At 35.7% G+C, this 21,181-nt stretch carries 20 protein-coding genes; 9 read left to right on the plus strand and 11 right to left on the minus strand.

What is annotated here, in order from left to right:
* Window positions 1-31: 31 nt before the first annotated feature.
* The gene (locus MP478_RS05535) at window positions 32-562 is read right to left on the minus strand and encodes an NAD(P)H-dependent oxidoreductase (RefSeq protein ID WP_257190365.1); all 531 of its coding nucleotides are present in this window, start codon (window positions 560-562) and stop codon (window positions 32-34) included.
* 91 nt (window positions 563-653) lie between these two features.
* Between MP478_RS05535 and MP478_RS05540 the strand changes: the two genes are divergently transcribed.
* The gene (locus MP478_RS05540; protein WP_257199860.1) at window positions 654-1,013 is read left to right on the plus strand and encodes a helix-turn-helix domain-containing protein; all 360 of its coding nucleotides are present in this window, start codon (window positions 654-656) and stop codon (window positions 1,011-1,013) included.
* Between the two features lie 66 nt (window positions 1,014-1,079).
* On the opposite strand, the gene MP478_RS05545 is transcribed toward MP478_RS05540, so the two are convergent.
* The gene (locus MP478_RS05545; RefSeq protein ID WP_257199861.1) at window positions 1,080-1,640 is read right to left on the minus strand and encodes a DNA-3-methyladenine glycosylase I; all 561 of its coding nucleotides are present in this window, start codon (window positions 1,638-1,640) and stop codon (window positions 1,080-1,082) included.
* A gap of 249 nt (window positions 1,641-1,889) precedes the next feature.
* Between MP478_RS05545 and MP478_RS05550 the strand changes: the two genes are divergently transcribed.
* Both MP478_RS05550 and MP478_RS05555 read left to right on the plus strand, forming a co-directional pair.
* The gene (locus MP478_RS05550; protein ID WP_257199862.1) at window positions 1,890-2,270 is read left to right on the plus strand and encodes a hypothetical protein; all 381 of its coding nucleotides are present in this window, start codon (window positions 1,890-1,892) and stop codon (window positions 2,268-2,270) included.
* Between the two features lie 42 nt (window positions 2,271-2,312).
* Window positions 2,313-3,326, plus strand: coding sequence for a TQO small subunit DoxD (locus tag MP478_RS05555; protein ID WP_257190361.1), 1,014 nt, complete (start codon window positions 2,313-2,315; stop codon window positions 3,324-3,326).
* A gap of 396 nt (window positions 3,327-3,722) precedes the next feature.
* Here MP478_RS05555 and MP478_RS05560 read toward each other — a convergent pair whose 3' ends face one another.
* From MP478_RS05560 to MP478_RS05585, 6 genes are all read right to left on the minus strand, one after another.
* The gene (locus tag MP478_RS05560) at window positions 3,723-4,325 is read right to left on the minus strand and encodes a hypothetical protein (RefSeq protein WP_257199863.1); all 603 of its coding nucleotides are present in this window, start codon (window positions 4,323-4,325) and stop codon (window positions 3,723-3,725) included.
* Window positions 4,326-4,725: 400 nt separating this feature from the next.
* Window positions 4,726-6,303, minus strand: coding sequence for a DHA2 family efflux MFS transporter permease subunit (locus MP478_RS05565; protein WP_257199864.1), 1,578 nt, complete (start codon window positions 6,301-6,303; stop codon window positions 4,726-4,728).
* A 97-nt stretch (window positions 6,304-6,400) separates the two neighbouring features.
* Window positions 6,401-7,504 carry an HlyD family secretion protein gene (locus tag MP478_RS05570; RefSeq protein WP_230037933.1) on the minus strand — a complete coding sequence of 368 codons (1,104 nt, stop codon included), beginning with the start codon at window positions 7,502-7,504 and terminating at the stop codon, window positions 6,401-6,403.
* Between the two features lie 15 nt (window positions 7,505-7,519).
* Window positions 7,520-8,836: a TolC family protein gene (locus tag MP478_RS05575; RefSeq protein ID WP_257199865.1), complete on the minus strand. Its 1,317-nt coding sequence runs from the start codon at window positions 8,834-8,836 to the stop codon at window positions 7,520-7,522.
* Entirely contained in the window at window positions 8,820-9,446 is a 627-nt protein-coding gene (locus MP478_RS05580) for a TetR/AcrR family transcriptional regulator (RefSeq protein ID WP_257192153.1), read from the minus strand. The genes MP478_RS05575 and MP478_RS05580 overlap by 17 nt, the downstream gene beginning before the upstream one ends.
* A gap of 349 nt (window positions 9,447-9,795) precedes the next feature.
* Entirely contained in the window at window positions 9,796-10,914 is a 1,119-nt protein-coding gene (locus MP478_RS05585) for a DNA polymerase III subunit delta' (RefSeq protein ID WP_230037939.1), read from the minus strand.
* A gap of 247 nt (window positions 10,915-11,161) precedes the next feature.
* Between MP478_RS05585 and mdlD the strand changes: the two genes are divergently transcribed.
* The 5 genes from mdlD (at window position 11,162) to MP478_RS05610 (ending at window position 16,800) form a co-directional block, all read left to right on the plus strand.
* Entirely contained in the window at window positions 11,162-12,481 is a 1,320-nt protein-coding gene (gene mdlD, locus MP478_RS05590) for an NAD(P)-dependent benzaldehyde dehydrogenase MdlD (protein ID WP_257199866.1), read from the plus strand.
* A gap of 197 nt (window positions 12,482-12,678) precedes the next feature.
* Complete coding sequence (locus tag MP478_RS05595; RefSeq protein WP_257192150.1) at window positions 12,679-13,971, plus strand: hypothetical protein; 1,293 nt, start codon at window positions 12,679-12,681, stop codon at window positions 13,969-13,971.
* Window position 13,972: 1 nt separating this feature from the next.
* Window positions 13,973-14,563: an LPS export ABC transporter periplasmic protein LptC gene (lptC, locus tag MP478_RS05600; RefSeq protein ID WP_230037944.1), complete on the plus strand. Its 591-nt coding sequence runs from the start codon at window positions 13,973-13,975 to the stop codon at window positions 14,561-14,563.
* Window positions 14,564-14,574: 11 nt separating this feature from the next.
* Entirely contained in the window at window positions 14,575-15,618 is a 1,044-nt protein-coding gene (locus MP478_RS05605) for an anhydro-N-acetylmuramic acid kinase (RefSeq protein ID WP_257192149.1), read from the plus strand.
* A gap of 117 nt (window positions 15,619-15,735) precedes the next feature.
* A complete protein-coding gene (locus MP478_RS05610) occupies window positions 15,736-16,800 on the plus strand; it encodes a squalene/phytoene synthase family protein (protein WP_257199867.1) in 1,065 nt (354 codons plus the stop codon).
* 113 nt (window positions 16,801-16,913) lie between these two features.
* Here the strand turns inward: MP478_RS05610 and MP478_RS05615 are convergent, their stop codons facing one another.
* The gene (locus MP478_RS05615; RefSeq protein ID WP_230037950.1) at window positions 16,914-17,303 is read right to left on the minus strand and encodes an SRPBCC family protein; all 390 of its coding nucleotides are present in this window, start codon (window positions 17,301-17,303) and stop codon (window positions 16,914-16,916) included.
* Between the two features lie 36 nt (window positions 17,304-17,339).
* On the opposite strand from MP478_RS05615, the gene MP478_RS05620 reads away from it, so the two are divergent.
* Window positions 17,340-17,951, plus strand: a complete 612-nt coding sequence (locus tag MP478_RS05620) for an NUDIX hydrolase (protein WP_257192147.1) — start codon at window positions 17,340-17,342, stop codon at window positions 17,949-17,951.
* A gap of 76 nt (window positions 17,952-18,027) precedes the next feature.
* Here the strand turns inward: MP478_RS05620 and murF are convergent, their stop codons facing one another.
* Entirely contained in the window at window positions 18,028-19,299 is a 1,272-nt protein-coding gene (gene murF, locus MP478_RS05625) for a UDP-N-acetylmuramoyl-tripeptide--D-alanyl-D-alanine ligase (RefSeq protein ID WP_257199868.1), read from the minus strand.
* A 146-nt stretch (window positions 19,300-19,445) separates the two neighbouring features.
* A complete protein-coding gene (gldJ, locus tag MP478_RS05630; protein ID WP_230037954.1) occupies window positions 19,446-21,047 on the minus strand; it encodes a gliding motility lipoprotein GldJ in 1,602 nt (533 codons plus the stop codon).
* Between the last annotated feature and the right edge of the window lie 134 nt (window positions 21,048-21,181).

Below are 21,181 nucleotides of genomic sequence, written 5' to 3' on the forward strand. Positions count from 1 at the left end.
AATCCGAATAAGTCAATTTACTTTTATTGCATTATAATTTATCCAAAAACTCCAGATACATCGGAACACTTCTTTCAATCCATTCATCAGAAGAATTACGTTCTATTCCGTAATATACAAAAGGGTCCTTATACTCTGCTTTTATATAGTCAAAGGTCAATTCATAAGGCTGGAAAAGTTCATTCATTGTATATTTATATTCTCCGGATGCACTATACCCATCTTCATCAATTCCTGCAGTAACAGCCAGAGACATTTTCTTTCCTCCAAGCTTATAACCGCTGCTACTTCCATAGGCCCAGCCATACAAAACAACCTCATCCAGCCATTGTTTTAACAGCGGCGGACTGCTAAACCAGTAAAAAGGAAACTGAAATACAATTTTATCATATGATTCCATCAGTTCCTGCTCTTTAGCTACATTAATCTTTCCATCAGGATATGCTTCATACAGCTGATGAACAGTATATTTTTCAGGAAATTTCTTGAGTTCTTCAATCCATCTTTTATTGATTACAGACTTTTCAATATCAGGATGAGTGACAATAATTAAGGTTTTCATTCAATTTAAATTTCTATGGCAAAAATACGACACGTAACTTACATTTTGTACATTAGCAACCTATTGTATGGTACTATAAAAAATGTAAGTAATGACTAAAATAAAGGAAACCTCCACTAATTTTGCCAATAAAAAAGCTCTTGCTGATGAATGTCCGGAAATCTATGCTTCCAACCTTATTGGAGGACAGTGGTCTTTGGCTATCTGCTGTTATCTGATCAACGGCAAAATGAGGTTTGGAGAACTTAAAAAAAAGCTTCAGAATATTACTGAGCGTATGCTTACCTTACAGCTTCGGAGACTTGAGGAAGACCAAATTATTACAAGAACTGTTTTTGCAGAAGTTCCACCACGGGTAGAATATGAACTTACAGAAATTGGGTATAAACTGAAACCTATTATTCTGGAGTTTGAAAAATGGGGGAATGAACATAAGCAGCTTATGAAGTAAGAAACTTAAGATAGCATAAACTTGTGCCGATAGAATATCAGTCGGCACAAATTAATATTGATTTTTTTATTTATCTTCAGCTTGTTTCCATAGCGGATTTTGTTCCAAAACTTTATCATAAACAGGACAGCTTTCTGTATGACATCCTTTCAGATATCCTGTACTCATCAAAAATTCATTTACAATCTCTCCTCCTGTGAATTTGAATGTTTTTTTGAAAAGCTTCATCCAATCCTGTAATGTTTTAGGGTGATGGTGTTCCAGCCATTTTTCAAAAGAACCAAAGTCTTTCTGAAGTTCCACAATGGTTTTGGCATTTTCAATCGCAGCATTCACTTTTAATCTATTCCGGATGATTCCACTGTCATTCAGAAGCCTTTCACGGTCTTCTTCAGTATAAGCTGCCACTTTCTGAATATCAAAATTGCTGTATGCTTTTCTGAAGCTTTCTTCCTTTTTTAAAACCGTTTCCCAACTGAGGCCGGCCTGATTTATTTCGAGAAGCAATCTTCCGAACAGTTCATTATCATCATGAATAGGAAATCCATAATAATTATCATGATAATTTTTGTGCAGCTCTTTCCTGCTTTCAGGCTGCATCCCATCTATGGCTAAACAATAACTCATATAAGTATATTTTCTGTTTTGTTAAAATTTGAAATATAATATTTTTTCCACAACCCCTTCGTCAGTAAGAAATGATAAAGATAAGGCAGGGGTATGACAACTGTTAGTCAGGAGAGGTTTAAATTTTATTTTTTTAGCCTCATTTCTTTAAACAGACTATACTAGACAGCCTTCCTCTTCTGCTTATGTATAGATGAATTCTTACAATTTATTAAGCCTACATTTAAAATAAAGTGTAGTTTTGTAAAAATGTCAGAAACAGGAATCCATATAAAGACCTATAAAGCTATCATAACGATGCTTATTCTGGCATTTTCATTATCACCATGTTCTGTAAAAAGAGATGTTCTTGACATTTTTGACATCCAGTACATCAGTGGCTTAAATAAGGTAAAAACAACTTCCTCCTACCCTTCCAGCTGCGATGTATCTTCTACAACATCCAGGCTTTCAGTTTCAAAATCCGATATTAAATTAATCGGTAAGTGTTTCTTTTATCTGAATTTCTCAGTACAAAAAACGGAAAATGAAAGATTCTCTTTCAACAAATACTCCGGGCATACCACAGGCAACAGCCCTCCAAAGTATATTTTGTTTAAAAGATTAAAATTAAGTTTGATACAGGTTTAAAAACATCAAACTCAATCAGTCTTTTACATAAAATAAACTTTAATGAAACATACCATAAAAAGCCAGTCTTCAGATTTGGCAGGCTTATACACTTTATCTCTCCGAATGGTTATCGGATGGACTTATTTTTCAGCTTTTTGGCGCAGGCTTATCCTTGAAAACAAACTTACCCCCGATGAAAACGGATATATCGGAGAAAAATTCAATCACTTTCTCCCGAATGCCTTAGGAATAAAACCCATTATTGAATATCTAGTTACCCATCCAGATGCCCTACAGCAGTCTATGATGATTTTTACCATTATTGAAGCTATAGTAGGTTTATGTATCATTCTGGGATTATTCACCCGGTTCATGAGTATCGGAATCTTTGGTCTTGCCTTAGGAATTCTTCTGGGTTCAGGCTGGCTGGGAACAACATGCCTTGATGAATGGCAGATCGGCGTTTTGGGAATTGCAGGCGGATTTGTTCTTTTTCTCACAGGAAGCGGTCCTTATTCTCTGGACTACTATTTTATGAAGAAAAACAGAGCTTTTACTCAAAAAAAATGGTTTAAATGGCTGGGATCCGGCAATTTACCCATTTCAAAACCTAAGATTATTGTATTGACAGGTTCTTTGATTATTTTTGGACTTACCCTTTACACCAACCAATATTTTCATGGTGGCGTCTGGGGAACATTACACAATAAATCGGTAAAACCAAAGGTTGAAATTTCCAATATCTCACACAATAATTCAGATTTAAAATTTGAAGTCTATAGAACTGAAGGTGCCGATGTATATGGCTCTTTCCTCATAGGGATCCACATTCTGGATAAAAATGGAAATATATTAAAAGAACTGAATCATCAGGAGCTTTCAGAATTTTCCAAAGAAAACATTCACAACCATTATGTAGCTAAAGTAAAACCCGGGAAACACAGCCTGGTGCTTCCATTGGGAGCAAAAGCTGATATTATGATTGACATCAGAGATATTCTTCTGAAAGATAATATGTATAGCTTAAAACTTGTTGATATCAGTGGTATTGAATGGATAGGAAAAATCCGATAAGTTTTTAATTACAATTTGTCATTTTTGGTAAACGTAATGGTATGCATATTTTTCAATTGGATTTATTTTACTTTCAAATCAAGTGATGAACCATTTTTTGACTATTGCGTTTACCAATATCTGACTTCTTTTAAAAAACTATGTTATTAATAAAAAAGGCCTGATTATGAATGGATCAGCACAGCATTATTATGTGAGTATGGGAGACCGTTTTTAGGTTTCGGCTAAAGCCAAACTGGATGGTTCTTTCAAAAAAACGGGCTAAAGCCCGTTTCTATTGATGTAGAAGGTGTTTAATGTTCACATTATACATTATACATTATACATTATACATTATACATTATACATTATACATTATACATTATACATTATACATTATACATTATACATTATACATTATACATTATACATTATACAAACCTTATACACACACGAACTGTCCGGATTCAGTTCCAGTACTTTCATTTCAAGTAAAACATCCAGCCCCATGGCATCGCATACTCCCTGTACGAAAGGCTTGATCACCGGCCATTTTAATAGATGGGCAATTTCAAACTCTTGTGTTATTCTATGGTAGCGATCCACTCCTTGTATCAACATTTCAATTTTATGGTCATTCAATTCTTTAAATTCAAAACTATATTCGGGACTGGATGTAAAAACTGCTCCTATAAGTATTTTTGCGACAGCCGGAATTCCGGGTTTCAAACCGGGTTTGACGGCAAGGTTTCTCAAAGCCATTTTCGATCCCAGATCATACATAAAGCTGCTGGAAAGGAGTTCAACTGCTTCAGCACCAAAAAGCTTTCCTGTTTGCCTAAGCATTCCTCCGTAAAAAGATCCTGTAATATCTGAAAGTCGCTGAACCAGCTCTGTAAAGGTTCCTGGAAAATAATCCGAGATAATCTGCTCCATATCCATTTCAGGGAGATAAATGTCATTTTTTCTGAAATCGGATAATGCCACAAATGTTTCCGGCAGTTGTACGTTATTATTCATGGTGAAAAGTTTTTAATATTTTGGTAATTATACACCTGGTTTATAAAACAGCAACAGCGTTTTTATTTCAATGAAAATAAACACAGGAATACCACACAATGGAGGTTTTAAGATATTGCCAACAGCAATTCTTCGGGCAGATGTATTTTGTAATACTCCGGAATTCCCCTATTGAAAAGGGAAAGTATTGATGAGGGGAACTTATTCATATTTTTTCATTTGGTACAGTAAAGTTAAAGAAAATAAATAAATTCTCCAATAGGTGATATTGTTTTATTAAATACATTAATTATTAGTTATAAAATACTTACATCCGTAATACAATACTATCAATGATTGGTTTTATTTAAAATAGCCTATAAAAAAACCTCCGGAAATTCCGGAGGTTTGCCGTGTAAATTTAGTGCATGGCTTCACTCAAATCTATCTTTTCTTTACTTTTCCTTTCTTTAATAAATAAGATAAACGGAATACATATCAGGAATATTACCCCCAGGTAAAGGAATACGTCCATGTAGGACAATACGGTTGCCTGTTTGGTTACTGACATGTCGAGCATTTTATAGGCGGCATTCATTGCTGCATCAGGGGTCATTCCTTTCGCAACAAAATTTGCTTTAAGAGCAGCCAGTCTTTGCTGGACATCAAAACTGTTTTCGTCAAGGTGAGAAATCAGGTTATTTCTGTACTTCTGGCCTGCATTGGCAATAAAAGTAGTGATGGCTGCAATACCAAAAGATCCTCCAAGCTGTCTCATCATTCCTGTAAAGGCAGCTCCTTGTCCAATTTCCTGACCTTTCAGGGTACTTAATGATAAGGAGGTGATCGGGATAAATAATAGTCCAAGCCCGGCTCCTCTTACAATAAGCATCCAGAAAAAGGCATCTTTACTGGTATCCGGTGTCAGAATTTTATATCCCCAGAAACTATAGACAAAGAAGATGAAGAGTCCTAAAGACACTAAGATCTGCTGTTTTGCTCCTTTTGCCAGTAATCTACCGATAATAGGCATCATGAAAGCAGTGGTTAATGCTGCCGGAATCATCAATGCTCCTGACTGCAATGCCGTCCATCCCAAAATACTTTGCGTATAAAGAGGAACAATAAATGTAGACCCATATAATCCGAATCCCAACACAAATGACATCATTGTTCCGATTCTCAAATTACTGTTTTTAAGTACTCGAAGTTCAACTATCGGATATTTAAAGGTAAGCTCCCGCCATAGAAATAATATAAATCCTAGAATAGCAGCTATGGTAAATGCTACAATCATTCCGCTTTCAAACCAATCCTCTTCATGACCTCTCTCTAAAATGAACTGTAATGAACCTACCGTCACTGCCAGTAATCCAATACCAATCCAGTCTACATCTGATGCTTTACGTTTTTCAGCATATTTCGGGCTTCTTACAAACTGAAGTGTCATCAAAGTGGCCGCAATCCCAATAGGAATATTGATATAGAAAATATAAGGCCAGCTGAAATTATCCACAATATATCCTCCTAACGGCGGACCTAAAGTAGGGCCTATAATTACCCCCAGCCCATAAATGGCCTGAGCCATACTTCTTTTCTCAATCGGATAAGATTCCGTGATGATCGTTTGTGAAGTTACCAATAGCGCTCCCCCACCAATTCCCTGCATCAATCTGAAAAATACCAATTCCCAAATATTCGTAGCGTTTCCACATAAGAATGAAAATATGGTAAATATGATGATGGAAGCCGCAAAATAGTTTCTACGTCCAAATTGCTGTGAAAGCCAGCTCGTCATTGGTACGACAATTACGTTACCTATTGCATAAGCCGTAATTACCCAACCTACTTCAGAAAGTGTGGCTCCAAGGTTACCCTTCATCTCATTCAAGGCAACATTTACAATCGTGGAGTCCACAATTTCAAGCAGAGCACAAAGAATTGCTGTAATCGTGATGATTACTCTTCGGGCTCCATATTCTACTAATGAATCTTGCATATATTTTTAATAAGGACAATGTAAAAAAGGACAATGTAAAATGTATTTTTAAGCTACATTAATATACTTGTACATCTTATATTGTACATTGTATAAATTATTTCAAAGAAACCTCTGCTTTCACGTTCATTCCTGTTCTTAATCTTTTTGCAATATTTTTATCAAGGTTTACAAAATCAATTTTTACAGGAAGTCTCTGAACTACTTTTACGAAGTTACCACTCGCGTTATCCGGAGGCAAAATGGAGAACGTAGCACCTGTTGCCGGAGAAAATGAGCTTACTACTCCTTCAAACTCTTTGTCAGGAAAAGCATCAATTTCAATTTTCACTTTTTGCCCCTCCACCATTTTATCTACCTGCGTTTCTTTGAAGTTGGCCACTACCCATTTCTGATCATTCTTTACCAAAGCAAACAGCTGTGCTCCTGCCTGAAGATACTGACCAGCCTGAGTAGGTACTTTTCCTACATAGCCATCTTCTGCGGCAAGAATTACGGTATATGACAAGTTTAATTTTGCATTTTCAACATCTACTTCTCTTTGTTTTGCTACAGAACCTGCAACACTGATTTGCTGAGAGCTGGCAGCTGTTTGAGAGGATGCGATATTTGTTTGCTGAGCAATCTGATTCCTCTGATCCACTAAAACCTGTAACTGTCTGTCTGCAGACTGTTTTGCTGCCAAAGCCTGCTCATATTGCTGCTCTGTAATAGAATGGTCTTTTACAAGGTTAGCATATCTCTTTAAATCCTGAGAAGTTTTCCACACATTTACTTTTGCTGCTTCTATCTGTGCATTGGCAGTAACTACTGCTGCTTCAGAAGAACTGATATTTTTTGAAGTGGCTGTTGTAGTAGCTTCGGCATTTGAAATATTGCTTTTAGCCGTAGATAAAGCAGCCTGAGCTTGCTCAAGGGCCATTTTCTGGTCTCTGTTATCTAAAATAACCAGCGTATCACCTTTTTTTACAAACTGATTATCTTTTACTTTCACTTCAGTGATATATCCTGAAATTTTAGAAATCACCGGAGTCATATTAGAAGCAATCTGAGCATCATCCGTTTCTTCATGATACTGTCCGTAAGTAAATGCTCTGTAACCATAGATTCCTCCTCCGATTACTACAGCTGCTAAAATGAGGGGAAAGACTAAACTTTTTTTCTTTTTAGGTTCAACTGCCTGTGTATTATTATTTTCCATGTGGGTTCGATCTGATTATTTAATTGTTAAAGTTCCTGTTGTCTGTAATAGTTTTCTATATGCTAATGCGGCGTCTGCTTTTGCATTGATTACGCCCACATTTGCGGCAATCTGAGCGGCATCCGCATCCAGTAATTCGGTCATGGTTGCAAGCCCGTTGTCATATTTGTTTTTTGTAATTCTGTAATTTTCATTAGCCTGTTCAGCTGATTTTTCAAAAACTGCGATTCTCTTTTTTGAGTAATCTGTGTTCTGGTACTCTCTGTTGACATCAAGCTTAATATTGTCATTTAATAGCTCATCAGTGGCCGCCAACTGCTTTTCTCTTGCCTGTGACTGCTTTAAAGATGAATTCTCTTTCCAGATGTTTGATAAATTGTAAGAAATTCCGATTCCTACATTCACGGCATTGTATACGGTAAGAAGTTTGGGAATATCTGCTGCTACATAACCTCCGGTAAATGCTAATGATGGAAGATTTTCTGCTTTAGCGGCTTTTGATCCTAGTTCAGCAGCTTTTCTTTGCTGAGCTAAAGCCTGTAAATCTTTACGGTTTTCCCGGGCTTCATTTACATAAAAAACAACGGGTTTTACCTCTGATCCTTCATCTATATAATTTGGATCCACTTCAAGTTCTGTAGTTTCAGGAAGCCCCAACAACAAATCCATATTGATATTGGCAATATTGTAATTATTCTTAGCTTCCAATAGCTGAAGTTCAATATTTGAGGTCTGAAGGTTTGCTTTCAATCTGTCGTTTCTGGCAATCAATCCGTTGTTCTCCATTTTCAGGAATGTTTCATCTCTTTTTTGAGAAGCAGCAAGATTTTCTTCAAAAACTTTGATAGACTGGTTGGCCTTAAACAGATTATTGTAGGCCTGGGCAACGTTGTAAGCAATTGCAATTTTATCGTTTTCAGTGCTTAATTTAGAAGCTTCCACCAGATATTTTGCAGACTGAATCCCATACTTGATTCTTCCTCCGCTGTAAAGAGGAACGCTAAGATTAGCCGAACCGTAAAGAACCTGATGTATTTCCGGACCTCCTGCACCTCCGGAAAGACCCGGAAGTTTGATATCAACATTCGGTTTTATCGGAAGGTACATATAGCTTCCGGAAACTTTCAATTCAGGAAGCTGCTTGTTTTTAGCTTCCAAAAGGTCAGCTGTAGCCTCCTCGATCTTGGCTGCGTCGATCTTGAGATTCTTGCTGTTCTGGATTCCCAGCTGCACAGCTTCGTCAAGAGAAAGTGTTTTTTTCTCCTGAGCATTTGCATTTGCTACTCCTAAGAATAGTGATAATGCAATCACTGAGTTATTTATTCTCTTCATAACCTAAAAGGTCTTTTAGTAAATGTTTTATATGTTTATTAAGTTCAGTATAGTATTTTTCATCAAAAACACTCTCTTCTTCTGTATCATTAAGGAATTCTTTATACATATCTTTAGCATTGAATGCATAAAATAAAGTTCCGCTGATGGTTGAATGAAACAGATAAATTGGAGGATTTTTCGTGAAAATTCCCTTCTCAAGTCCGCGTTCCAATATCTGAGAATACATGGAGAGAAATCCCATTTTAGTTTGTTTTAAAAACTCTACAATCTGTGGATTATCAGTATGGAGCTGTTCTCTTTGCATAATCCTGTAAAAACATTTCTGGGTTCTTATCCTATTGGAAAACTGGTCTATTATCTTTTCTATCTTCTGCCATTCATTAAGGTCCGTTCTTTCTACAATATCTTTTGAGAAAAACTGCCCTTCGTTCATTCTGTATTCAACCAGCTTTTCATAAAGCTTTTCTTTAGAGCCAAAATAGTAAGAGATCATAGAGATGTTCACATTTGCAGCCTTGGAAATTTCCCTGGTAGAAGTTCCGTCAAAACCTTTTTCTGCAAAAAGTTTTTCAGCAGCAAATAATATATTTTCTTCTTTTGAAATCATATCACTTCCATTTTCAGGGCGCAAATTTACATAAGTTTTTCATAAAATCAAACGATTGATTGATTTTTTAATATAGATTTAATTTATCAGCAACATAAGATTGCTTCTATTAAAAGAATAAGTATAAAAAACTATAATAAAAAAAGACTAATGCAATATTTACTGCAAACTCCTTAAAAATCAACAGTCTGTTGAAAAATATGCATTTACTTACACTTTAAAATCAGCAAAGATATTGGTTGTTGTAATAGAGATATTCCGGGAAAGTTCAACGGGTGGATGTTTGTGCAGAAAGAACAGAACAAAAATTTTAAAACAGGAATTCCGGCCTGTTGACCGGAATTTTATTTCATGAGTTTTTATGAATATATCTTGATAGCTTTATCCCAAGGTCTGTCCATACAATTTTAGGATTCCCGTTTCTTGTCAGGTGTAGATCTGCAGTATTGATTTCTTCTAATATATTTTCAATATTGGCACCACTGATAAATTTTGAAAATCCGGGCCAGTTGAATCCATCAGCATTGATTTTTTTATAAACAAGATCCTCAGACTGATAATTCTGAAGGAGTGCCAGCCTGAAAATTTCAGAACAGTAGTTTAAAAAATTCTTCTGCTTTTCCCTGTTCCATCCGGCTATTTCTCTTGCCCAGAAAATAATACTTTTAAGATAAGCGGGTTTCTTTTTTACCATAAATGCATCCCGTACCCATTGTACAAATAATTTTTCAAACTCGTTAGTCTTATCACCGGAGTTTAAAAGTTTTATGGCATTGTTTAAATCTCCCTGAGCTTCATGGAGAACCTCTCTGATCTTTTCTTCAGAAACAGAAAAATTCTTTTCCAGATAGTGTTTAATATCTTCATCATTAATTCTCGGAATTTCCACAATCTGGGTTCTGGAAAGAATGGTAGGAAGTATATCATTTGTACTTTCTGTGGTAAGGAGGATAATAGTTTTGGCCGGCGGTTCTTCCAGGAATTTTAAAAATTTGTTTGAAGCTGCAATATTCATTTTATCAGCCCTCCAGACAATAAGGATCTTAGTTCCTCCTTCAAAACTTTTCAGGGAAAATTTCTGATTTTGGTCATCTACTTCATCTGCAGAGATAAAAAGCTGTTTGTTTTCGGATTCTAAAAAGGCAGTCCAGTCATCATAGCTGGCATAGGGAGAAGCCATGATCATCTCCCGGAATTCTTCAAACTTATTTTTACTTAAAGAATTTTTATTATCTGTAAAAACAGGGAAGCTAAAATGCAGATCCAAATGATTCAGATGCTCCACCTTTACGGCAGCATGCTCATTTTCCCGACTCAGTATCTCTCGGGCATAGGCCAGGACCATAGGTAATGTTCCATATCCTTCTTTCCCTACAAAAAGCTGGGCATGGCTAACTCTGTTTTCAGCAATACTTTCTCTAAGAAGTTTTTTCAGGTTTTCCTGACCGGCTATGTTCTCCCAATTCATGTTCCAAAGATAAAAAATCTTATCTCAATTTATAAAATTAAGTCTGCTTAATCTGCAGTAAAACCTTTTTATATATTTAATTGAAATCAAAAATCTAGTAATTATAGGAAACATCAATAATTCAATTAGAATTAATTTTAAATTAAATTGTGCGCAATATAATTTTCAACAATATATTTGCATTACTAATTTAACTTAATTTACTATTAGAATTTCAGATTATTGAATTCTTAAAAATCGATACACAATGAACAAAGAATCAGAACAGAAAATAAGAAATGTCTTTCAACAGCAGAAAGCTTTTTTCAAAACCAATCAGACAAAAGATATTGAATTCAGAAAAGCACAGCTGAGAAAATTCCGCGAAGTATTTTTACAGCATACGGATGCTCTTTGCGATGCTTTACATACAGATTTGGGGAAAAGCCGGAAGGAAGCTGAATATGTAGAAATTCAGATTGTCATTAGTGAACTTGATTATTTTCTGGAAAATATTGATGAATGGGCAAAACCAACTCCCGTTCCCTCCAAACCACATCCAACAAGAGCCGAAGTCATAAGTAAAATAATGTATGAGCCGTATGGAGTAACTTATATTATCGGGCCTTTCAACTACCCTGTTCAACTGACATTCAGTCCCCTTATCGGAGCTTTGGTAGCAGGAAACACTGCCATTTTGAAGCCATCAGAAAATACACCCCATGTTGCTAAAGTTCTTGAAGATATCGTAAAGGAATCTTTTGATGAATCTTATGTAGCCGTATTTCAGGGGGCTATTGAAGAAAACACCTTATTATTAAGCCTGCCTTTTGACTATATTTTCTTTACAGGAAGTCCAAATGTTGGAAAAATTGTGATGAAAGCTGCGGCAGAGCAGTTAATTCCTTTAGCATTGGAGCTTGGAGGAAAATCTCCTACCATAGTTCACAAAGATGCAGATCTTGATAAGGCAGTGGCAAGAATATCTTACGGAAAATGGATCAACTGTGGACAAACCTGCGTGGCCCCCGACTATATTTATATTCATGAGTCTGTAAAGGATGCGTTTATTGAAAAATTTAAAGCTCATTTAAAGACAACCTATAACGACGAATCTTTAGGGAAAATAGGAAAGATTGTAAGCCAGAATCAGATTAAACATCTTGCCGGATATCTGGAAGCTGCTCCTGAAAAAGTAATCTACGGAGGTAAGTATGACCTTGAGAGCCGTCATTTTGAGGCTACTTTAATGGATCATATAACCTGGGATGATCAGGTAATGCAGCAGGAAATTTTCGGTCCTATCCTTCCAATTATGACCTATCATGACATTAATGAAGCGCTGGAAGAAATAAATAACCGCCCTAAGCCACTGGCCTTATATGTTTTTTCGGAAGACCAGGAATTTTCAGCTCATGTTCTAAACTGTACAACAAGTGGTGATGCAGAAATCAACAGTACCATTATTCACGTTGGTTCCCATTATTTACCTTTTGGCGGCGTTGGAACTTCGGGGATGGGAAAATACCACGGAAAATTCAGCTTTGAAAGTTTTAGTCACAGCCGGTCGGTGCTTCAGGTAAAATAACTCTACCGGCTATCTTGCTAAAAAAAAGACTGTTATACTATTATAAACAGTCTTTTTTGTATAATAGAATGACCAGTTTTACGAATAAAAATTTATAGTTTTCTTTTAAAGGAAGGCCCTTAACAAACTTTAACCACATATAATTTTTACAATTCATTAATATTTAAGATATTTGCGCATTGTTTTAAAAATAAAGAATGAAAAAAATCTTTGTAGTATCATTCATATCAGCTGGATACTTCCTGAATGCACAGAGTATAGGTAATTCGCCCTATGCAACGTATGGAATTGGAGATGTAAAATATGATAATACGATCGAAACTGCTTCAATGGGAGGTATATCAACTGCTTTTATAAGTGATTTCACCAGTAGTTTCAACTTTGCAAACCCTGCAAACAACGCCAATTTCGAACTTACAAGTATCAGACTGGAGGCTACCAATGAAAACAATTATTTCAAATCGAATTATAACGATATGAAATCTACAAAGCATTCTACGTATCTCTCCAATATTGCTTTGGCATTTCCTTTATCTTCCAAGGTAAAGATGGGACTTTCTTATCAGCCGTATAGCTCTAAAAGCTATGATATTTTAAATGAGCAAAAATTAGAAAACGGAGATACTTACATTAATAAATTTAAAGGAAACGGAACTTTAAATACAGCACAGGTGGCTGTATCTTACAAAATAAACCAGGAGTTTTCTGTTGGAGCAAGGGCCAATCTTTATTTTGGTGATTTGTATGACCTGAATGAATTTAGCACTTCATACAATAATGCTATCAATGGCTTCGTGAATGGGTATGAAACTAAAAACAAAGTAAGAAACTTTAATTTTACACTGGGTACCAGCTATCAGACTTTAAATACACGTACTGATAAAAAATTCACGATCGGAGCTACTGCTACTTTTGGGAATACCAGTAATATGACGACTGAGTACATCAACAGTACTTACAGGTTTGCAGATGCAGCAGGAACTAAAACTGATGAAAAAATCATAGAGCAAAAAAGTATACGTTCCAAGAACCTTCTTCCTTTACAGGCCTCTGTAGGGGTTGGATATGGAAGTGAAAACCATTGGTTCTTCTCAGGACAGGTAGACTATAAGAAAGGTGAAGACATCTCTTATTTCGGAAAAACTTTTGATTTCCAGGATACTTATAGAATTTCTGCCGGTGGATGGTACTTGCCTAACTACAATAACTTCAGAAATTATTTCTCAAGAGTAATCTACAGATATGGAGCTTTCTATGAAAGAGGAAACCTTAAACTAGAAGGTAACAGCATTAATAAATTTGGTATTTCTGCCGGAGTAATGCTTCCATTCAAGACCAGCAGTATCACAAGAATGAGCGGACTTGAAATAGGAGTAGAAGTTGGTAAGAGAGGAACCCTTAATGACAACCTGATCAATCAGAACTTCATTAATCTTAGAATCGGCTTTAATTTTGCTGATAAATGGTTTAGAAAGACTCTTTATAACTAGAATGAATTTTTCAAAAAAAATATCATATAAAAATATAGCATGCCTTTTTAGTTGTGCTATATTTTTTATATTGACATCATGTGAAGAGGACCTTACCAAAAATAAAGGCAACCAGAGTAAAAACTTCCCTTCACAGATCATCAATAATGCCAATATTGTACAGCGTGATTCCGGTTTTGTCACTTTAAAAGCCAAAGCGCCTATCATTGAAAAATATGAACTGATAGACAGCCCGTATGTTGTAGCAAAAAAAGGAATCAATATAGAGTTCTTCGATAAAAAGAAACCGAAAATCCCCGGAAAGATCACCGCTAAATATGCCCGTATTTTTGAATACAAAAAATTCTACGAGGCAAAAGGTGATGTGAGGATTACAACCAATGAAGGCCAAAGGTTTGCTATGCAGAGTATTTATTGGGATCAGAGAAAAAAAAGAATTTATACCAAAGATACGGTATATGTAACTATGGAAGACGGATCCACATTAGTAGGCGCTAATGGAATGACTGCTAAAGATGATTTTTCTGAATATACTTTTTATAACAACTCGGGAGACTTTAGTTCTAAAAGGATTTCTGAAAACAAAAAATAAGTCTTATCATCATGAAAACTCTTGCTATTGGCCTTATGTCCGGAACAAGCCTGGACGGTTTGGATATTTGCTTTGCTGAATTTGAAAAGCAAGACCAATGGACCTTTAAGATCCTGAAAGCAGAAACCATTCCCTATTCTAAAGAATGGGAAGAAAAGCTTAGAAATTCAATTCATATTTCTGCAGAAAAGTTATTAGAATTACATTCGGAATACGGCTTTTATTTAGGAAAATCAGTTAAAAACTTCATTGAAAAACATCAATTGCAGCATATTGATCTGGTTGCTTCTCATGGCCACACTGTTTTTCATCAGCCTCAAAAAAGATTTACCCTGCAAATAGGCGACGGAAGAGCTGTTAAAATAGAAATAAATTTACCCGTCATCTACGATTTCCGGACTCAGGACGTTTTGATGGGCGGAAATGGAGCTCCTCTGGTTCCAATTGGTGACGAATTGCTATTTTCTCAATATGATGCCTGTCTTAATCTGGGTGGGTTTTCCAATATTTCCTTACAAATTAATGGTCAAAGAATTGCCTTTGATATCGCTCCTGTGAATATTGTTTTGAATACACTGGTTCAGCAGTTCAGGAAAAATTTTGACGAAAACGGAGATTTAGCCAGAACAGGAAAAATTGATGAGAATTTATTATTAAAATTAAATTCCTTAAGCTTTTATCGTCAATCGCATCCCAAATCTCTTGGAATCGAATGGTGTAATGAAAATATTTTCCCGCTATTTAAAAATGTTGAAGCTCTTGATGCCTTAGCTACTTTTACAGAACATACTGCTCAACAGATTTCAGATATATTTAATAAAAATCAATTAAAAAATGTACTTTTTACCGGTGGTGGAACTTATAATCATTATTTAATTGAAAAAATTAAAGAAAAAACCACCGCGGAAATTGTTATTCCTGAAAGAGAAATCATAGACTATAAAGAAGCTTTAATCTTCGCATTTATGGGAGTTTTAAGGTTTAAAAATGAAATCAATGTTTTGGCTTCTGCAACAGGAAGCCGTGAAGATCATTCTTCGGGAATTATTCTATAACAAACCACACATTACCATTCTTTTTAAAAAAAATTCATTATAAATTAAATAAATACATTAATAATGAATTTTCAATGTTAATTATCATAAAAAATAGATAATTTTACATTAACTATTATGGAAAGAAAAAACATATCAGAAACTCACGAGAATTTTTCATTTGATCAAGCTGAAACATATTTAAAAGCTTTATTTCCTCGTGTTTCACGTACTTTTGCCTTAACTGTTCCTGAACTTCCTGTGCCGTTACGCGGTGTTGTGATGAATGCTTATCTTTTAGCCCGTGCATTGGATACAATTGAAGACGACGACGCTCTAACCTTGGAACAAAAATTTGATTTTGGAAAAAGATTTGTTGAAATTGTTAGTACTAATGAAAATGCAGAAGAGTTTGCTATGGAATTAACGCCGCTGCTATCCCTTCACACTCATGAAGCAGAACGGGAGCTTATGCATAATTTGGCACTAGTGATAGGAATAAAGCAAACTTTCAATGATGTACAGCAGCAAGCAATAGAACGATGCATTCGTATTATGTGGGATGGTATGCAAAAATTCCTGAAACAAAGAAGCTTAAACGGGCTTGAAACATTGGATGAAATGAATGATTATTGCTATCATGCCGCAGGTGTTGTAGGAGAAATGTTAACAGACCTTTTTTGTGATTATTCAGATGAGATAGCAAAGCATAATGCCGCCATGAAAAAACTGGCTATATCATTTGGAAGAGGATTGCAAACGGTAAATATTTTATACGATCATTGGGAAGACCGTAAAGCTGGTATCTGTTGGTTACCTCGCGATATATATGGAAGTGAGCTCAAAGATCTGAAACCTGAAAATTATAATGAAGGTTATAAGAATGCTCAAAAAGAACTAATAAGTATTACCCACAAAAACCTGCGCGAAGCATTGCAGTACACATTATTAATTCCCGATTCAGAAGCAGGAATACGCCGTTTCTGTTACTGGACAATCAGTCTTTCAGTATTTGCTCTCCGCAGAATACATAACAGACCAAATTTTACTGCAAATGCAGAAATAAAAATACCTCGTAACTGGGTTTTAGCTATGATTATGATAACCCGAACCTTTGGTGTAAAAGATAAAGTCTTAACAGGGATTTTTAATTTAAATTCCCATAAACTTCCTTTACTCCATCATCCCTTAGACAAAAAATAATAAAAACCGTCTTACAAATCATGAAAACGGCTTTTTCTATAAAGTTCCCTTATACTTCTGAGAAATAGGGGTTGTATTTTTACTTATGATCCTGAACGAGCTGATACTCTCTGTTATTTATAAGCCTCGATCTTATCTGTAAGCGTATTGATGAAATTTTGCAGCGGTTTTTCTACCATCATTTTGATGAATGGATTAAATTTCCCTTCAAAAAGCATCTGTACTTCTGTCTGATTTTCATTAATAGGGTTTAAAGTTGCTGTTAATGTAAAGTCTAAACTTGAACTTGCTGATTTCAAGATTGCTTTCTGATCATTAACTTCATCTATTTTCAATGCAATTTCCGGCATTCCCTGTAATCCGAATTTAAAACCGTTGTCTCTTGTTTCAAATTTCTGAAGACCATCCGGCATAAATTCTTTATAATTTTCTGGAGACTTCAGTAATTCTGACAGCTCTTTAGATGATTTATTAACAATAATCTTTCGTCCTTCTAAATTCATTTTTTATTTTTGTATTTAAATTCTTAATTCTTACAAATGTATAAAGTTTTTGTGAACGAAAAAAAATTATTAGTATCTAAGCATCCCGAGGAACTTGAAAAAAGTATTGGGTACGAAAGTTTCACAACTTTAGAGATTGCATTAGATATTTTAGAGAATACTTCTGTAAAAGAACTCAATGTTTTCGGTGAGAATATTGATGAGATCTGGAGGGAATTTCAGAAGCTGTTCAGGATCATTGAGGCAGCGGGAGGAATAGTGAGCAATCCTGAAGGTGAGATTCTTTTCATCAAAAGGCTGGGTAAATGGGATCTTCCCAAAGGTAAAATGGAGAAGGGTGAATCTCAGGAGGAATCTGCAGTAAGAGAAATTGAAGAAGAGACAGGCCTTAAAGATGTAGAACTCGTACAATTCATTAATACTACTTACCATATTTATGTGGAAAGAAACGGTGAAAAAATATTAAAATGCACTCATTGGTTTGAGATGAATTTTAATGGAGAAGCTACATTCAAGCCACAGGCAGAAGAAGGAATTACTGAAGTGGCATGGAAAAAAAGACAGCAAATAGAAAACGAAGTGTTTCCGAGCACTTTCAAAAATATTAAACTGATTATAAAAGATTTCTGGAACTCAAAAAACCTGTAGGTCCGAAATAAAAAAAGGCAGGAAGTTATTAAACTTAAACTTTCTGCCTTTTATATTTTCCTGTTTTTTTATCAGCCTAAATAAAGTCGATCACCTTTTCCAAAGCTATTCCTCTGGATCCTTTTAAAAGAATATTTTCAGACTGAATCGGAGTCTGCTTCAGGTAATCAATTAATGAGGATGTATCTTCAAAAGCAAGGTTTGAAGAATTCACTGCTTTAAAGTGTTTTCCTACGGTGATGATTTCATCAAAATTCAAATCCTGAGCCAGTTTTAAGATGTTCTGATGTTCCTTTTCACTTTCGGCACCCAATTCCAGCATATCTCCGATAACAATGGTTTTGCGCCCTTCAAAACTGATGAAATTTTTCAGTGAAACTGCCATAGAACTTGGATTAGCATTATAGGTATCCAGCACCAATGTTTTATTCTCTTTTTTTACCACCTGAGAACGCATGTTCGTTGGGGTATACTGCTCAACGGCATGTTTTATTTTTTCAAAGCTAATTCCGAAATGAAGCCCAAGGCTTGCTGCTACACAGAGATTGGTGAAGTTATAATCTCCGGTGAGCTTTGAAAGCGCTTTTACATTCTGATAAGACAAGCCTACAAAGTGTTCTTCTGAGAAAGATTCAAAGTTATAATCTGATCCTTCATTTCCAAAAGTAATGGTAGACGGATAGTTTTGAGTTTTTTCTATCTGAATAGGGTCGTTTTCATTAACGATAATGGTCCGTTGGTTCGTTTTAAGATACTCGTAAAGTTCGGACTTTCCTTTGATCACGCCCTCAAAGCCTCCAAACCCTTCCAGGTGGGCCTTTCCAAAATTGGTAATATACCCGAAATCCGGCTGGGCGATCGTACATAGAAGTTCTATTTCTTTTTGATGGTTGGCTCCCATTTCTATAACCGCTATCTCATGTTCCGGTTTGATGGAAAGAATGGTCAGGGGAACACCAATGTGGTTATTCAGGTTTCCATAGGTATACTGAACACTGAACTTCTCTGACAGCACTGCATGGATCAGTTCTTTTGTGGTGGTCTTCCCATTGCTTCCTGTAAGTCCTATAAAAGGGATGCTAAGCTTATTTCTGTGGTATATTGCTAATTGCTGTAAAAACTCAAGGGTAGATGGAACATAGAAAATATTCTTATCCCTGTTTTCGAATTCCGGCAGCTCTACAATTACCGCCAAAGCACCATTATCTATAGCTTTTTCGGCTAAAGTTGCGGCATTGAAATTTTCACCGGAAAAGGCAAAGAAAATATCATTCTCTGCTATTTTTCTACTATCTATCGTTACTTTACCTGCCTGTAAAACTAAAGGATAAAATTGTTCTATATTCATCTATTTTTTTTTAAGAAGTCACATGCAATCGCCAAATGTATACAAGTATTTTTAGATTTTTTAGCCAAAGCGATTTCATGATTCAAAAATAAAAAAACCTTCCGGAAATCCGGAAGGTTTTTTTTAAGTATTTTTTGATAACTATATTATCTTCTAGTTCTATTCTTATCGTTTGTTCTGGCATCCTGTGCAACACGGAATCCAATCCAACCATAAGCCCTGCCCTGATTTTTATATCTTCTCTGACCCGGGTCCAGCCAATATGCAGTATCCTGCCAAGATCCTCCTTTTACAACTCTTACGTCATTAGAGATCCCTGAAGTTCTGTCTTTAGTGTCTTTCACCATTTTCACTTTACCTCCCGCATCTACAATGAAACTCTGACGAGGTGCATTATACATATCGAATGATGAAGCTGAGTCTGATTCTCTTCTGTATTCTAAAGAAGATTGTCTGTCACCATCTCTATAGTTTCTGTAGTCAGCAATGGTCTGTCTTTCAAACTGTCCGGGAAGTCCTTTATAAACCAGTCTACCATCAGATAAAGTATCATATTTGATAGTTCCTTCGTCAATCATTTTATAAGTTCCGTCACCGTTTCTTACAATAGCCTGAGGCATATTACCTCTGTAATAATTGAAGTCGTTGTAGTCTTCATCTATAATAGGTCTGTAAACATCAGCTGTCCATTCAGCAACGTTACCGTACATACCATAAACACCTAGATCATTAGATGGATATTGTCTTACGTCTGAAGTTTGTGCAGATCCGTCGTTTTTCCATCCTGCAATACCGGAATAGTCACCTTTACCCATTTTGAAATTTTCAAGGAACATTCCTCTATCTTTTCCTTTGGTACCTCTTAATCTTTCGATTTCAGGTTTTTTACCTAAGTATTGGTTATATTCTCTATTCTTAGCCATACCAAGAGCAGCATATTCCCATTCTACCTCGGTAGGAAGTCTGAACTTCTGTACCATAGCAGAATTTGGAGCTCTGTTGGCAGAAAGAAGTCTTTGGTTTGTAGTTTTAAGACCGGTCTTCTGCTGCATTCTCTGCTCATTGATGTATCCTTGCATTTCAGGATCATTTGCTTTGAATTTATCCATATTGAAGGCTGTTCCTCCCTGGTTATTAGATTCGTTGATATACAAATCTTTAGCAATAATACCAGCGCTCATCAAAGCTTTTTCATTAGCTCTGTCTGTCAGCCATTCACAATATCTGTTTGCCTGGGTCCAGGAAACTCCTACTACAGGATAGTAGTCGAATTCCGGAGAACGCAGATACGTTTCATTATAATCGTTTCTAGATAGTTTGTTGTCCCATAATAAGGTATCTGGTAGAGCACCGTTATAGATTTCCTTAAAACTAGGGTCACTTGGCGGGAATACATACTTCAACCATGTAAGGTATTCGCGGTATTCATAGTTTGTAATCTCAGTTTCTCCGATAAAGAATGAACTAACCTGCATTCTGCGAGGCGTATTATTCCAATCGTGCATAACATCATCTTTCACTAATCCCATTGTAAAAGTTCCACCTTCTACATATACCATTCCAGGCCACCCCTTCTGCTTCTGTTGCTTTCCTGCAAAAAACCAACCCTGTTTTTCGTTTGGCTTCCAACCTGTTTTACTGACAAATTTTTTGGTACCACCACCTTTGCTGGTTCCTGACCCGCCACAACTGGTTAATGCAAGTGTAGAACTTAATGCTATTAATGAAAACAACTTTAGTTTTTTCATAGTCGATATAAATATTTTCAAGAGTACAAAGAAAAAATAAATTATTCAATAAATCAAGTAAAGATTTGATTTTTTTGAAAAACGTTAACAAATTAATTTTATTGTATCGCAATTTAATTATAAAATTTTCATTT

The sequence above is a fragment of the Chryseobacterium sp. WG14 genome, assembly GCF_024586945.1.
Lineage (GTDB): Bacteria > Bacteroidota > Bacteroidia > Flavobacteriales > Weeksellaceae > Chryseobacterium.